Origin of the sequence: Streptosporangium sp. NPDC023615, from assembly GCF_040640155.1 — a bacterium.
Classification (GTDB): domain Bacteria; phylum Actinomycetota; class Actinomycetes; order Streptosporangiales; family Streptosporangiaceae; genus Streptosporangium.
In genome coordinates, this window is sequence record NZ_JBFABE010000018.1 from 67,925 (window position 1) to 82,318 (window position 14,394).

Genomic DNA, 14,394 nt, shown 5'->3' on the forward strand with positions numbered 1-14,394 from the left:
ACCCAGCCCGTTTCGATCATGGACGGGCGACCAGGGTGACCGCGATCGGGCGGTGATCGGAGTGCGGGACGTCCGGGTTGACCGGGGCGATCCCGGCGAAACCCGGGGTGACCAGGACATGGTCGATCTGCTCGACCGGGCCGCCCCGCCCGCTCGGAACGGTGTCGAACGGCCTGACCGCGTCCAGCGGGTCGGTCAGGCCCGCGTCGGTGAGCACCTTCCAGGCCGCCTCCCCCGGCTGGAGGTTCAGGTCCCCGGCCACGACCACCGGGGCGCCCCGCCCGGCGGCGTCCTTGACGATCCCGCCGAGCTGGCGGACCTGCGCGAGGTCGTTCCGGTCGGGCGAGGGCTGCAGGTGGGTGCCGATCACGACGAACTCCCTGCCCCGCCAGTTCAGCCCGACCTCCAGCGCCTGCGCGCCGGTCGGGCCGCCCTGGACCAGCACGTGGTTGCGGATCGACGTGATCGGCAGCGTGGTGAGCAGCGCGTCGCCCCACACCTCGTCGGTCGCGGGCGCCCAGATGTAGTGCATGTCCAGCCGCTCGGCGATCAGCCGCACCCCGTCGTGGCCGCCGTTGAGCAGCCAGCCCCGGTCGGCCTCGCTCAGCACGACCACGTGCGGCCTCAGGCGCCGCAGCTCGTCGGCCTGCTGTTCCAGCGAGAGCCTGCCGGACTCGCCGTACCCCATCCTGATGTTGTACGCCGCGACCCGCAGGCCGTCCGGCGGGGGCTCCCAGCGCGGCACGTCGCCCTGCCACAGCGGTACGGCGGCGACCAGGGCGGCCGAGGCCGTGACGGCCGCCGCGAAGCGCCGGTCGTAGGACAGGCGGGGCAGTCCCGCGCCGCCCACCAGCGCCAGGGCCGCGACGAGGAGCGCCGCGGTGATCGGCACCCACCCGTTGGGCAGGTAGAGGTCGTAGGCGGCGTAGTAGCCGAAGACGAACACGAAGAACAGCAGCATGCCCCCGGCCGCGGCCAGGCCACGCCGGGCCGGCCGGTCCGGGCCGAAGGTCGTCGCGGCGTGCGCCAGGCAGGCGCCCAGCGCGACCTGGCCGACGATCTGCGCGGCGATCGTCCAGCCGGGCGCCACCCCGTGGACGCCGTCCACGGTGGCCCTGCCCAGGGTGAACGCCACCGCCGAGGCGACCAGGGCGATCGCGGGCGGCAGCGGGCGGCGCAGCACCGGCAACGCGGCGGGCAGCGCCGACACCACCGCGAACGCCGCCACGATCACGGCGGCGGCCTGCTGGGCCGAGTCCGTCGCCGCCTGGGCGTGGGCGGTGTTGCCCGTGTACAACCCCCACAGCAGCACGGCAGGGCCGATCGCGAGCCAGGCGCGCGGGGCCCCGGAGTACTCCTCGTCCGGGGGGACGGCCCGGATCAGCAGCATGCCGAAGAGCCCCAGCTCCACCAGCAGCAGCAGCCACGGGACCGGCCCGGGACGCCACATCAGGTCGATGCCGTCCAGCGCCGCGTGGATCACCGTGGAGGCCGCGAGCCCGGCGATCACCCCGGCCATCACCGGCCGGGCGTCCAGGGTGGCCATCGCGGTCGCCACCAGCCAGACCAGCCCGGCCAGCAGGCCCACGCCGGCCACGTAGAGCTGGGGGTCCCCGCCGCCGGTCATCTGGAGGACCAGCCGGGCGAGGAGCAGCACGCCGCCCGCGCCGAGGGCGATCAGCGGCGGCCTGACCCTCCTGGCCAGCGGGACGGCGAGGAAGGCCATGACGAACCAGGAGAGGGCGAACAGGCCCATCATCTCGGCGGGGGTGCTCCCGGCCCGGCCGAAGAGGGTGATCAGCGACGGCAGGAAGACCCTGAGCACGTCCGCCAGCACGACCACGCCGAGCGCCATGTCCAGGCGAATCCGCATGTTACCTCCAGAGAACGCGAGCTATCCTCGCCTTCTTCGCGACGCGTGACAAGGGCGGTCCACCGCGACGGCGCGGGACGTCTCACCGCGGCGGGAACGCTCAGGAGGCGGCGGGCTCGTCGCCGGGACGAGGGCCGGGTCCTGAGCCGGGCCGGGGGGGAGGTCCGGCGGGACCGTCGAGGTACCGGAACGCCTCGTGCGCCGAGCGGACGCTGTCGCGCAGCGCCTGCTCCAGGTGACCGGCGTCCTCGGCCAGCCGCCCGATCTCCGGTACGGCGAAGGCGTCCGCGCCCGACTCGGCCAGCAGCTCCTCGTAGCGGGGCAGCCGCGCGCGGAGCACCGCGATCTGCTCGTGGGCCCGCAGCGCCCGCTCGGCGTCGGTGACGTGACCCGCGTAGCGTTCCAGCGCCTCCACCCGCGCGGTCACCGCGGCCTCGCTGGCGGCCAGGGCACGTTCCAGCGGCGCCATGGCCGCGGTCACCTCGGGCGTGCTGCCGCCGTACGCGAACTCCCGGTGCTCGTTCCGCAGCGCCGAGATCTTGGCCAGCAGCCGGGCGATCTCCCACTCCTGCGCGGGAAGCATCGCCGAGTTTCGCGCGTCGTCCAGCAGGCCGGTGGCGTTGACCTGGGAGTGCAGTATGAAGTCGATCGACTGCTGGGTCCGGTCGAGCAGCCGCCCGGCCTCGTGGTCGAAGTCCTCCGCCAGCAGGTAGCGGCCCTCGTACCAGCGGGCCTCCCGGTAGAGCTCGCCCTCCTCCGACTCCTGGTCCACCGGCTCGCGGGCGGCGAGAAGGCCGACGAAGACCACGAAGAACAGCAGCGCGGTCGCGAAGAACAGCAGCCTGACGTCCAGGAACAGCAGGACCATCAGCGCGAGCGTCGACAGCGCGCCGCCCGCCTGCAGGAAACGGATGGGCAGGCGCGAGGGGGGCGACGGAGGCTCCGGGCTCCACCCGGCCCGGATACGCGACAGCATCGACCCGTGTCGGCGGAACAGCTCGGCGATCCGGGCGGGAACTTCAGGATCGACCACCACGCGCCGCACAGGTTAGTCCTCCGTATCAGTCAGGACCTCTACGATTCACATCAGCCGTCGAGATGGCGGAACGCCTCGTGCGCCGAGCGTACGCTCTCGCGCAGCGCCCGCTGGAGCATGTCGGCGTCGTCACTGAGATACCCGATTTCGGGCAGTGAAAAGGTGCTGGCGCCCGCCTCGGCGACGAGTTGCTCGTATTCGGGCAGGTGAGTACGGAGAATCTCGATCTGCCCCTGGGCGAGAAAGGCGCGCTCGGCGGCGGCGACGTGGCCCGCGTAGCGTTCCAGCGCCTCCACCCGCGCGGTCACCGCGGCCTCGCTGGCGGCCAGGGCGCGTTCCAGCGGGGCCATGGCCGCGACCATCTCGGGGCTCCTGCCCCCTCTGGCGAGGTGGCGGTGCTTGACGCGCAGGGCGGAGAGCTTGGTCAGCAGCCGGGCGATCTCCCACTCCTCGGCCGGGAGCATCACGGAGTTGCGGACGCTGTCGAGCATGCCCAGGGCGTTGATCCGGGAGTTCAGGATGAAGTCGATGGCACGCTGGACCCGGCCGAGCAGGCGCCTGGCGCCGTGGTCGAAGTCCTCCAGGACGAGGAAGCGCCCCCGCCACTGCCGGGCGTGCCCGTACAGCACGCGCTCGACGGAGTCGATGGGGGAGGGCTTCCTGGCGATGTAGACCACGGTGAGGATCAGCAGGCAGAAAGCGATCATCACGGCGAGCAGGGGGACGACGAACGAGAGCGAGTCGCCGAGGACGGCCAGGACGGCCGGGATCAGCACCGCGAAGCCGCCGAGGACCCCGATCAACGCTCCCGGCACGCGGGGGCCGCCGTCGTCCCTGGGGACGCGGCCGGTACGGAAACGTGACAGCAGAGGGCCGTTACGGCGCAGGAGGTCGGCGACCTCCCGGGGGACCTCCGGATCGACCACCACGCGATGCACAGGCTCGCCCCCTTTGCTGTGTTTCATGAGCATAGCGATTAACCATGTTCCAGGTCGTACGCCTTCCATGGTGCCCCGTTTCCGGACGGGGCGCGGGCCGGAGAGGTGCGGGCCGCCCCGGCGGCGGTGTCGCGTCCTGAGGACACCGGGAGGGTGGCGGCGACCTGTCCGGGAAGGACGGCGGCTCGACCAGGGGAGTGGTCCCGTGTCCGAAAGGGGTGGCTCGTCCGGGGAGGAGGATGTCGCGGCCAGGGCGTCCGGCGGGGCGACGGTGGCCGGTCCGAGAACACCGGCGGGGCGGCGGACCGCCTGAAAGCAGAAGATCCCAGGCCGCCGGCCTGGGATCTCGCTGGTGGACGATACAGGGATTGAACCTGTGACCTCTTCCGTGTCAGGGAAGCGCTCTCCCGCTGAGCTAATCGTCCTCGGGTGAATCAGAGCGGAAGACGGGATTCGAACCCGCGACCCTCACCTTGGCAAGGTGATGCTCTACCACTGAGCCACTTCCGCGTATCCGCTTCGGGTTTCCCCTCGGCACCCGCACCACTTTACCGGATCCCGGGGGTCCGTCGGTCGTGCGTGGAGGTGGAGACGGGATTTGAACCCGTGTAGACGGCTTTGCAGGCCGTTGCCTCGCCTCTCGGCCACTCCACCGGCCGGATCCCGGAGGACCCGCCGGAGCGGAAGACGGGATTCGAACCCGCGACCCTCACCTTGGCAAGGTGATGCTCTACCACTGAGCCACTTCCGCGTGATCCCGGAGACGACTCCGGAGCACGTGGAAAACTCTAGCGCCTTCCCCGGGCGGATGTGCGCACCAATCCCGACCGGGGCGCATCATCCGCCGTGACCGGCCTGACGTCGGAGGCGCGGACGAACATGACCCGGTGCCCGAACTGGATCTGCCGGTAGCGGATCCTCCCGGTGACGATCCGGTGTCTGGACGCGTCGTAGGAGGCGGCCCTGAGGTAGCGGGCACGCCGGGTCATCGCGACGCTGTACACCTGCCCGGCCGGGATCGAGTACTGCAGGGGGGCCAGCGGCTGGACGGGCACGTTCTCCGGATAGGCCGGTGCCCCCGGGTAGGCCCTGCCGTAGACCTTGATCGGGGCGCGGCCGGGCCGGGGGGTGACCAGCGGGCCGGAGGCGGGCAGAGAGGTGGGCGCGGCGGCCGGGTCGCTGAACCACGCCTTCTGCCCCAGGTACCAGATCGCGGTCCAGCCCTCCCGGCGCTCGGCGAGCGCGTACCGCTGGCCGGTGGAGGCGCGGGCGGCGTGGTCGTAGACGCTGTAGCTGGACCCGCCGGTGGGGTGCTTGCCGATGTCCCTGACCAGCGGCGCCGTGGGGGAGGGACGGGTACGCAGCCAGACCGAGGCGGCGCCGAGCCTGCGGCATCCGCCGGGGCAGCCGGTGAAGCCGGGGCTGTTGGAGGCGTAGTGGGGTTTGATCAGCACGGAGCGGGCGTTCTCGCCGCCCGAGGCGCGCAGCGGGCTGCCGAGCAGCTCGAAGTAGTGGCCCCAGTCCCAGTAGGGGCCGGGGTCGTCGTGCATGCCGCTCACGGTCTCGGGGGTGGTTCCCGGCACGTTGTCGTGCCCGAGGATGTGCGCCCGGTCGAGGGGGATGTCGTACTTGTCCGCGAGGTGGCGCACCAGCCTGGCCGACGCCACGTACATCGCCTCGGTGAACCAGGTGCCGCCCCTGGCCAGGTAGCCCTCGTGCTCCAGGCCGATGGAGCGGGAGTTGACGTACCAGTTCCCGGCGTGCCAGCCGATGTCCTTGCCCCGCAGGTGCTGGGCGATGTGGCCGTCCCGGGACCGGATGGTGAAGTGCCAGCTCAGGTAGTCGGGGTTCTTGGCCAGCCGGGTCATGGCGTCGTAGGTGGTCTCGCCGTCGTGGATCACGATGTAGTCGATCTCACGGCGGCCCTCGAAGCGGTCGTGGTTGCCGTAGCCGCCGCCCGCGAGCCGCTGGTAGACGGCGGGAATCCACTCGCAGGAGACGTTCGCGGGGCAGTCGGGCCCCGCCGGGGGGGCCGCCACGGGCGGGCGGGCCTGCACCGGTGGCCGGGCCTGCACCGGCGGGCGGGCCTGGACGGGGGGCCGGGCCTGGACGGGCGGCCGCGCCGTGACAGGGCGCGCCGTGGCGGGGCGGGCGGTCGGCGCGGCGGCGGGGCGTACGACCGGCTGGGCGGCGGGGCGTGCGGGCACCGGGCGTGCGGGGGCGGCGGGAGGCAAGGCGCGGCCGGCGGCGGGATCGGGCGCGCGCCGCTGTGCCGTCCAGGCGGGGGACGTCCACGTGGAGGACGTCCGTGAGGAAGAGGTCCGTGCCGGGGTTCGGGGCACCAGGCCGGGCCTCGCGGCCAGCGTCATCGGCTCGCCGTCGTCGGTCACGCGTGTGACACCGGCGCGGATCGTCGCGTAGACCTCGTCGGCGAAGGAGCGCGCCGCCTCCGTGAGGACCGTCCCCGGCCGGGACCCCGGGCCGAGGGGGCCGGAGTAGCGGGCCACGGCCCCGTACCAGCCCGCGGGACCGGCGTGCGGGTCGCCGCCGGTGGCGCGCTGGTGGTCGGCGAGCAGCGCGGCGCCGCCCATGACGTTGGTGCAGGGATCCCGCCGCAGTCGCTCGGGGGAGAAGCCCGACAGCTCCGCGGCCCGCCGCAGGGTGTCCTCCGGCGGGGCCGGTGCGACGGACGGGAGCGGGATCACGCGCGGTCTCCTGTCGTCCCCGCGCGGGTCCTCGCCGGCCCCGTGGGGAAGGCCGCCCTCCGCCCGGCCGTCGACCAGGTGCATCGGCCCGTATCCGGCCGAGACGCTGGGCAGCCCTCCGTGAGCGTCCCATCGCGACTCCAGGTAGGAGACCCCGAGCAGCACGCTCTCCGGCACCCCGTACGCCCGCGCCGCCGCGGCGAAGGCGGCCTGCCTGCCCCCGGGAGCCGCACCGGGCCCGGGCGCGCAGGCCGTCCCGGGCGCGGAGGGCGTTGCCGGGCCGGGCGGTGCCGGGCGCGACGGGTGGGCCGTCGCCTGTTCACCGGAGCGTTCCGCGCGTGCGGGAACGACCGAGACCAGCACGGCGAGAGCGGTGACGACGGCGGTCCCCGGCAGGCGGCGCATAGTGTGTTCCTCCCTCTCTGGTCACTACCTAGAGTAATCAGAGATGACCGACTGTCGCGCATTCTGACGGGGTTGAGATTTGAAGAGATTCTCTGCCCGAAATCGGGCAGAAAACTTGTTGTTCTCTTCTCGGGATGCGTAGGGTCCTGCTCTGTGTCCATGGCGCGGTATCCGCACGAGGATCTGATCACTCATCTGACCCGGACGAGCGGACTCGGGCCGGGCGAGGCGGCGCGGGTCGTGGCGGACGTCCTGGCCTACTTCTCCGAGCCCGTCGAGGAGTTCGTCCGGCGGCGGCACGCCGAGCTCAAGGCCAGGGGGATGGTCAACGACGAGATCTTCCCCCGGGTGGCCGCCGAGCTCGCGGTCCGCCGCGTCGCGGCACCCGAACTCTCCCTGCGCCAGTTACGCCGGATCGTCTACGGATAGCGGGCGCACCGGATCGTCTACCGATAGAAGGAGCGGACGTATGTGCGGAATCGTGGCCTACGTGGGGCCCAAGGACGCGGCACCCATCCTGCTGGAGGGTCTGCAGCGTCTTGAGTACCGGGGCTACGACTCCGCCGGGGTGGTGGTGTCCAACAAGGGGCTCAAGATGCGCAAGGTCAAGGGCCGGGTGGCCGACCTGGCGGCGGTCGTGCCCGCGCGCTTCAAGGGCGGGCTGGGCATCGGTCACACCCGCTGGGCCACCCACGGCGCGCCCAGCGACGTCAACGCGCACCCGCACCTGTCGGCCGACGAGCGCATCGCCGTCGTGCACAACGGCATCATCGAGAACGCCGACGAGCTGCGCGCCAAGCTGGAGGCCGAGGGCGTGGTCTTCCTCTCGGAGACCGACACCGAGGTGCTGGCGCACCTGATCGCCCGCACCGTCAGGGAGGCCGACTCGCTGGAGGAGGCCGTCCGCGCCGCGCTCAAGCGGGTCGTCGGCACGTACGGCATCGCGGTGCTCGACGCCGAGCGGCCCGGCGAGGTGGTCGTGGCGCGCAACGGCAGCCCGATCGTGCTGGGCATCGGCGAGAAGGAGATGTTCGCCGCCTCCGACGTCGCCGCGCTGGTCCGCTACACCCGCCAGGTGGTCCACCTGGAGGACGGCGAGATCGCGGTGCTCAAGGCCGACGGGTTCACCACCTTCGCCAGCGACGCGCGCGAGACGGCCAAGGAGCCGCTCACCGTCGACTGGGAGGCCGGCCACTACGACACCGGCGGCTACGAGCACTACCTGCTCAAGGAGATCTCCGAGCAGCCCGACACCGTGGCCAGGACGCTGCGCGGGCGCCTGGACGACCGCTTCCACATCGCGCACCTGGGCGGCCTGAACATGGACGCGCGGGAGACCCGCTCGTTCCGCCGCGTGAAGATCATCGGCTGTGGTTCCGCGTACTACTCGGGCCAGATCGGCGCGCAGCTCATCGAGGAGCTGGCGCGCATCCCGGCCGACGCCGAACCGGCCAGCGAGTTCCGCTACCGCAGCCCGGTGGTGGAGGCCGACACCCTGTACGTGGCGATCAGCCAGTCCGGGGAGACCTACGACACCCTCGCCGCCGTCCAGGAGCTCAAGCGCAAGGGCGGCCGGGTGCTCGGCATCGTCAACACCGTGGGCAGCGCGATCGCCCGCGAGTGCGACGGCGGCGTCTACCTGCACGCCGGGCCCGAGGTGTCGGTGGCCAGCACCAAGGCGTTCACCTCGACGGCCGTGGCGTTCGCGCTGCTCGCGCTGCACCTGGGCCGGGTACGGGACCTGTCCCCGGCCGACGGCAGGCGCATCTGCGACGGCCTGCGCAGGCTGCCGGAGCAGATCAAGGAGATCCTCGTGCTGGAGCCGGTGATCCGGGAGCTGGCGCACAAGTACGCCAGGGCGCCGAGCATGATGTTCGTGGGCCGGGTCCGCGGATACCCGGTGGCCAGGGAGGGCGCGCAGAAGCTCAAGGAGATCTCCTACGTGCACGCGGAGGCGTACCCGGCCAGCGAGCTCAAGCACGGCCCGCTGGCGCTGATCGGCCCGGAGATGCCGACGGTGGCGATCGTCCCCGACGACGAGCTGCTGGACAAGAACCTCACCACGCTGGGCGAGATCCGCGCCCGGGGCGGGCGGGTGCTCATGGTCGGGCACCGCACCGCCGACCCCAAGCTGGCCGACGACTGCGTCGTGGTGCCCAAGAACGAGACCGAGCTGGACCCGATCCTGCTCTCGATCCCGCTGCAGCTCTTCGCCTACCACGCCGCCGTGGCGCTGGAGCGGGACGTCGACAAGCCCCGCAACCTGGCCAAGAGCGTGACGGTGGAGTGAGGACCTCCCGGCCGACCGGTCATACCCCCCGCACTATGACAGAAAGTGACATGAGCGTAACCTAGGGTGCAGGGGGTTCCCGGGGGAAGGGGCGCTTATGCGCCGCAGGGGGTTTTTCGCACTGGCGGCGGGGGCCGTGGTGCTCGCGGGCTGCGGCGGCGAGGGCGCTCCCGCGGGCGCGGCCGTGGACCGGCTGTTCCTCCTCGAACCCGCCGCCGACGGCCACGGCTGGGACGGCATCGCGCGCCGGCTGGCCTCGGTCCTGGTCCGCTCGGGGCTGGCGCGCACCGTCATGGCCGTCGAACGGCCGGGAGTGCTGGGGTCGGCCCCGCGCGACGCCTTCGTCGTCCCCGGCGCGCCCGGCCTCGCCGGGGACGCCGGGGACGCCGCCTCGGGTGCCTCCGGTGCCTCCGGTGTCTCCTTCGCCCGCGAGGGCAGGCTGCTCGTCACCGCGATGCCGATGGTCGCCGCCGCGGAGATCGCGAACACCGCCGCCGTGGTGGAGGCCGCCACCCCCCTCGCCCGCCTGGCGGGCGACTGGACGGCCCTGGTCGTCCCGGCCGGTTCCCGGCTGCGCGCCTTCGAGGACCTCGCCGCCGCGCTGCACCGCGACCCGGCCGGGCTGACGGTCGGGGGCAGGCTGGAGGGCGGCTCGGACCACGTGCTCTACGGCATGATCGGCAAATGCCTCGGGGTGGACACCCGGCTGCTGGAGTACGCCGGCTACCTCGCCGCGGCGGACGCGGCCGAGGCGCTCCGGGTGGGGCGGGTGGCGGCCATGCTGGGATCGGCCCGCGCCCTGCTGCCGGCCATCTCCGCGGGCCGTCTGCGCCCCCTGGCCGTCTCCTCGGGGGGGCGGATCGAGGGGATCGACGCGCCGACGCTGATGGAGCTCGGCGTCCGGCTGGAGTACAGCGACTGGTGCGGGCTGCTGGGCCCCCGGGGCATGAGCGAGGGGGACAGGCAGGCGGCGATCGCCCTCTGTGAGAGGCTCGACGCCACGCCGCACTGGCGCGCCCTGTGCGCGGCGAACGGGTGGAGCCGGGTCTTCCTCGGCGGCGACGACTTCCGCCGGTGGCTGTCCACCGAGACCGGCCGGACCCGGGGCGTGCTTCACGAACTCGGCCTTTTGACGTCCTCAGACACAACCTGTTGGGGTAGTTGCGTCAGGCGGCCCTAGATGTAGGATCCTGATCGTTGCTGGTTCGCCCCGCGAGGGGCGAGGCAAGAGGGAACCCGGTGAGAGTCCGGGACTGCCCCGCAGCGGTGAACGGGAACGAAAGCCGTCATTGAGCACTGGGTGAACCATGCCCGGGAAGCGACGGCCGGTAGGCGTGTGCGGTGCGCCCGTGAGTCCGAAGACCTGCCGGTGACGTTGTTGTCCAGGGCCTCGTGGGAGGGCTCGCGGAACGAGGCGGTCCGGCGTGCCCGGAATCGCTCGCGGACGCGTGCCCCCGGCGGGAGCCGCAGGGGGAAGTCCGAACGAGCGAGGACATGACGTGACAGAGACCTTGGCGCGGGCCGCGGCGGAGACCGCGACGAAGAACGTGACGCCCACCGGCGCGCCGGCCGGGACCGCGGCGGAGAGCGGCCCGCGGGCGGGAACCGCCGCGGGGCCCGATGCGCGCGCCGGGAGCGCCGGGAGCGGCGGGGACGGCGGGGACGGCGGGGACGGGGCCGCCGACCGCAGGCTGGCCATCGACGAGGCCGCCGCGGGGGTGATCACCGACCCGGAGAACTCCAGGGTCGCCGCCGCGATGCTGGCCGAGCTGATCGCCGACGAGGCCGCCGGGCACGGCGTGCGGAGCTTCTCCGACTCCGTCGCCGCCACCCACGCCGCCGGGCTGGTCCAGGACCGGCTCGCGGAGTTCGTGGCCGCGCACGCCGGTGCCCTGGACGCGCTGATCCTGCCGGACGCCGACGCCCGGTTCGAGTACTTCGGGCTGCGTACCGTCTACGACCGTTACCTGCTGCGCCACCCGAGCACCCGCGAGGTGCTGGAGCGCCCGCAGCACTTCTTCCTGCGGGTGGCCTGCGGCCTGTCCGAGACCGTCGAGGAGGCCGCCGAGCTGTACGCGCTCATGGCCTCGCTGTCCTACCTGCCCAGCTCGCCCACGCTGTTCAACTCCGGTTCGCGCCGCCCCCAGCTCTCCTCGTGCTTCCTGCTCGACTCGCCCCGCGACGAGCTGGAGTCCATCTACGAGCGCTACACGCAGGTCGCCCGGCTGTCGAAGTACGCCGGGGGCATCGGCATCGCCTGGACCAGGGTCCGCTCGCGCGGCTCGCTGATCCGCGGCACCAACGGCCACTCCAACGGCATCGTGCCGTGGCTGCGCACGCTGGACTCCAGCGTCGCCGCGGTCAACCAGGGCGGCCGGCGCAAGGGCGCGGCCTGCGTCTACCTGGAGCCCTGGCACGCCGACGTCGAGGAGTTCCTCGAACTGCGCGACAACACCGGCGAGGAGGCCAGGCGCACGCACAACCTCAACCTCGCCAACTGGGTCCCCGACGAGTTCATGCGCCGGGTCGAGGCCGACGCGACGTGGTCGCTGTTCGACCCCAAGGAGGTCCCGCACCTGACCGACCTGTACGGGGCGGCCTTCGACGAGGCCTACCGGGCCGCCGAGGCCGAGGGCCGGTTCGTCCGGCAGATCCCGGCCCGCGCGCTGTACGGGCGGATGATGCGCACGCTCGCCCAGACCGGCAACGGCTGGATGACCTTCAAGGACGCGGCCAACCGGACCTCCAACCAGACCGGCGGGCCGGGGAACGTCATCCACCTGTCCAACCTCTGCACCGAGATCCTGGAGGTGACCGGGGACGCCGAGACCGCGGTCTGCAACCTCGGCTCGATCAACCTCGCCGCGCACCTGTCCGCGTCCGGCACCGCCGGAACCGGAACCGGCACCGGCACCGGCGCGGGAGCCGGCACCGGGATCGAGGCCGAGGCCGAGGCCGGGGCCGGGGCGGGGATCGAGGCCGGGACCGGGGCGGGCGCCGGGGCGGGGATCGACTGGGACCGCCTCCGGGCGACGGTCCGCACCGCCGTGCGCTTCCTGGACCGCACCATCGACCTGGGCTTCTACCCGACCCCCGAGGCCAGGAACGCCAACCTGAGGTGGCGGCCGATCGGGCTCGGCATGATGGGCCTGGCCGACGTCATGTTCGCGCTCCGGCTGCCGTTCGACTCGCCGGAGGCGCTGGAGCTGTCCACCCGTATCTCCGAGGAGATCGCGCTCGCCGCCTACGCGACCTCCTGCGACCTGGCCGCCGAGCGGGGCCGGCACCCCTCGTACGAGGAGACCAGGGCCGCGGGCGGGGTGCTGCACCCCGACCACTACGGCGCGGCCACGTCGGCGCGGTGGGCCGAGCTGCGGGAGCGGATCGCCGTGACCGGGCTGCGCAACTCGCTGATGATCGCGATCGCGCCCACCGCCACGATCGCCTCCATCGCCGGCTGCTACGAGTGCATCGAGCCGCAGGTGTCGTGCGTCTTCAAGCGCGAGACACTCTCGGGGGAGTTCCTCCAGGTCAACCGCTACCTGGTCCGCGACCTTCAGGCCAGGGGCCTGTGGACCCCGGCGATCCGGGACGCGATCAAGCGGGCCGACGGCTCGGTCCAGGACATCCCCGAGATCCCGGCCGACCTCAAGCCGCTCTACCGGACCGCCTGGGAGCTGCCGCAGAAGGCGCTGATCGACCTGGCCGCCGCGCGCACCCCCTACATCGACCAGTCCCAGTCGCTGAACCTCTTCATGGCCACGCCGACGATCGGCAAGCTCTCCTCGATGTACGCCTACGCGTGGAGGTCGGGGCTCAAGACCACCTACTACCTGCGTTCGCGCCCGGCCACCCGGATCGCGCAGGCCACGGTGGCGGCGCAGGCCCAGGCGGCCCCGGAGGGCGCGTCCCAGGATGGGAACCAGGGCGCGTCCCAGGGCGGGAACCAGGGCGGGATCCGGGCGGGGGGAGGGGTCGGGGTGCCGGAGGCCGCCGGGTTCGTCGCCGACCCCGGCGCCGTCGCCTGCTCGCTGGAGAACCCCGATTACTGCGACGCCTGCCAGTAGGGCGCCGGCCGCCCCCTCCCGCCCTGTTCTTCTCGCCCCGTTCTCTTCCCGTTCCACGAAAGGCACCGTTTCCGATGCTGCTCGACCCCGGCATGGATCTCACCCTGCGGCCGATGCGCTACCCGGAGTTCTACGAGCGCTACCGGGCGGCGATCCGCAACACCTGGACCGTCGAGGAGGTGGACCTCGCCTCCGACCTGGCCGACCTGGCGCGGATGACCCCGGAGGAACGCCACCTGATCAACCGCCTCGTGGCGTTCTTCGCCACCGGCGACTCGATCGTGGCCAACAACCTGGTCCTCAACCTCTACCAGCACCTCAACGCGCCCGAGGCGCGCCTCTACCTGAGCAGGCAGCTCTTCGAGGAGGCCGTGCACGTCCAGTTCTACCTGACCCTGCTGGACACCTACCTGCCCGACCACGACGAGCGGGTCAAGGCCTTCGCCGCGGTCGAGCACATCCCCTCGATCCGCGACAAGGCCGAGTTCTGCTTCCGCTGGATCGACTCGCTCGGCGGGCTGACCCGGCTGGAGACCCGGCAGGACCGGCGGGCGTTCCTGCTCAACCTGATCTGCTTCGCGGCGTGCATCGAGGGCCTGTTCTTCTACGGGGCGTTCGCCTACGTGTACTGGTTCCGCTCCCGCGGCCTGCTCAGCGGCCTGGCCACCGGGACGAACTGGGTGTTCCGCGACGAGTCCATGCACATGGAGTTCGCCTTCGGCGTGGTGGAGACCGTACGGGCCGAGGAACCCGAGCTGTTCGACGACGAGCTCACCGAGCAGGTCACCCGGATGATCGAGGAGGCCGTGGCGGCGGAGCTGGCCTTCGCGGCCGACCTGTGCGGCGACGGCATGCACGGGATGGGTGTGGAGCCGATGCGGCTCTACCTGCAGTACGTGGCCGACCAGCGGCTGGTCAGGCTCGGCATGCCCGTCCGGTACGGTACGGCCAACCCGTTCGCGTTCATGGAACTGCAGGACGTCCAGGAGCTGGCCAACTTCTTCGAGAGGAGGGTTTCGGCCTATCAGGTAGCCGTCGAGGGGAATGTCACCTTTGATGAGTCCTTCTGATTAGCTGGAG

Annotated in this window: 9 protein-coding genes, 4 tRNA genes and 1 riboswitch; of the genes, 5 read left to right on the forward strand and 8 right to left on the reverse strand. The window is 72.4% G+C overall.

The genetic code is table 11. The features are described 5' to 3' along the window. Positions 1 to 16: 16 nt before the first annotated feature. The 8 genes from AB0G16_RS15955 to AB0G16_RS15990 form a co-directional block, all read right to left on the reverse strand. Positions 17 to 1,873: an endonuclease/exonuclease/phosphatase family protein gene (locus AB0G16_RS15955; RefSeq protein ID WP_362804976.1), complete on the reverse strand. Its 1,857-nt coding sequence runs from the start codon at positions 1,871 to 1,873 to the stop codon at positions 17 to 19. 100 nt (positions 1,874 to 1,973) lie between these two features. After that, entirely contained in the window at positions 1,974 to 2,918 is a 945-nt protein-coding gene (locus tag AB0G16_RS15960) for a hypothetical protein (protein WP_362804978.1), read from the reverse strand. Between the two features lie 41 nt (positions 2,919 to 2,959). Beyond that, entirely contained in the window at positions 2,960 to 3,847 is an 888-nt protein-coding gene (locus AB0G16_RS15965) for a hypothetical protein (protein ID WP_362804981.1), read from the reverse strand. 350 nt (positions 3,848 to 4,197) lie between these two features. Beyond that, a tRNA-Val gene (locus tag AB0G16_RS15970) sits at positions 4,198 to 4,272 on the reverse strand. 13 nt (positions 4,273 to 4,285) lie between these two features. Continuing rightward, positions 4,286 to 4,357 (reverse strand) — tRNA-Gly (locus AB0G16_RS15975). Between the two features lie 70 nt (positions 4,358 to 4,427). Further along, positions 4,428 to 4,501, reverse strand: a tRNA-Cys gene (locus AB0G16_RS15980). Between the two features lie 25 nt (positions 4,502 to 4,526). Next, positions 4,527 to 4,598, reverse strand: a tRNA-Gly gene (locus AB0G16_RS15985). 37 nt (positions 4,599 to 4,635) lie between these two features. Continuing rightward, positions 4,636 to 6,957: an N-acetylmuramoyl-L-alanine amidase gene (locus AB0G16_RS15990; protein ID WP_362804984.1), complete on the reverse strand. Its 2,322-nt coding sequence runs from the start codon at positions 6,955 to 6,957 to the stop codon at positions 4,636 to 4,638. Positions 6,958 to 7,116: 159 nt separating this feature from the next. On the opposite strand from AB0G16_RS15990, the gene AB0G16_RS15995 reads away from it, so the two are divergent. From AB0G16_RS15995 to AB0G16_RS16015, 5 genes are all read left to right on the forward strand, one after another. Continuing rightward, on the forward strand, positions 7,117 to 7,386 hold the full coding sequence (locus AB0G16_RS15995) for a hypothetical protein (protein ID WP_362804987.1): 270 nt from the start codon (positions 7,117 to 7,119) through the stop codon (positions 7,384 to 7,386). 40 nt (positions 7,387 to 7,426) lie between these two features. After that, positions 7,427 to 9,247 carry a glutamine--fructose-6-phosphate transaminase (isomerizing) gene (gene glmS / locus AB0G16_RS16000; protein WP_362804990.1) on the forward strand — a complete coding sequence of 607 codons (1,821 nt, stop codon included), beginning with the start codon at positions 7,427 to 7,429 and terminating at the stop codon, positions 9,245 to 9,247. Between the two features lie 97 nt (positions 9,248 to 9,344). Next, positions 9,345 to 10,427, forward strand: coding sequence for a tripartite tricarboxylate transporter substrate-binding protein (locus AB0G16_RS16005; protein ID WP_362804993.1), 1,083 nt, complete (start codon positions 9,345 to 9,347; stop codon positions 10,425 to 10,427). 4 nt (positions 10,428 to 10,431) lie between these two features. Next, a riboswitch (cobalamin riboswitch) is annotated at positions 10,432 to 10,633 on the forward strand. A gap of 305 nt (positions 10,634 to 10,938) precedes the next feature. Then, on the forward strand, positions 10,939 to 13,314 hold the full coding sequence (locus tag AB0G16_RS16010) for a ribonucleoside-diphosphate reductase subunit alpha (protein ID WP_362805106.1): 2,376 nt from the start codon (positions 10,939 to 10,941) through the stop codon (positions 13,312 to 13,314). 74 nt (positions 13,315 to 13,388) lie between these two features. After that, positions 13,389 to 14,384 (forward strand): ribonucleotide-diphosphate reductase subunit beta, encoded by a 996-nt coding sequence (locus AB0G16_RS16015; protein ID WP_362804996.1) that lies wholly within the window; start codon positions 13,389 to 13,391, stop codon positions 14,382 to 14,384. Positions 14,385 to 14,394: the final 10 nt, after the last annotated feature.

Excerpts from the sequence above, each read along its gene's own strand:
- AB0G16_RS15990 (WP_362804984.1), bottom strand. The coding sequence starts at position 6,957 with ATGCGCCGCCTGCCGGGGACCGCCGTCGTCACCGCTCTCGCCGTGCTG.
- AB0G16_RS16005 (WP_362804993.1), top strand. The coding sequence starts at position 9,345 with ATGCGCCGCAGGGGGTTTTTCGCACTGGCGGCGGGGGCCGTGGTGCTC.
- AB0G16_RS15955 (WP_362804976.1), bottom strand. The coding sequence starts at position 1,873 with ATGCGGATTCGCCTGGACATGGCGCTCGGCGTGGTCGTGCTGGCGGAC.
- AB0G16_RS15995 (WP_362804987.1), top strand. The coding sequence starts at position 7,117 with ATGGCGCGGTATCCGCACGAGGATCTGATCACTCATCTGACCCGGACG.
- AB0G16_RS16015 (WP_362804996.1), top strand. The coding sequence starts at position 13,389 with ATGCTGCTCGACCCCGGCATGGATCTCACCCTGCGGCCGATGCGCTAC.
- glmS (WP_362804990.1), top strand. The coding sequence starts at position 7,427 with ATGTGCGGAATCGTGGCCTACGTGGGGCCCAAGGACGCGGCACCCATC.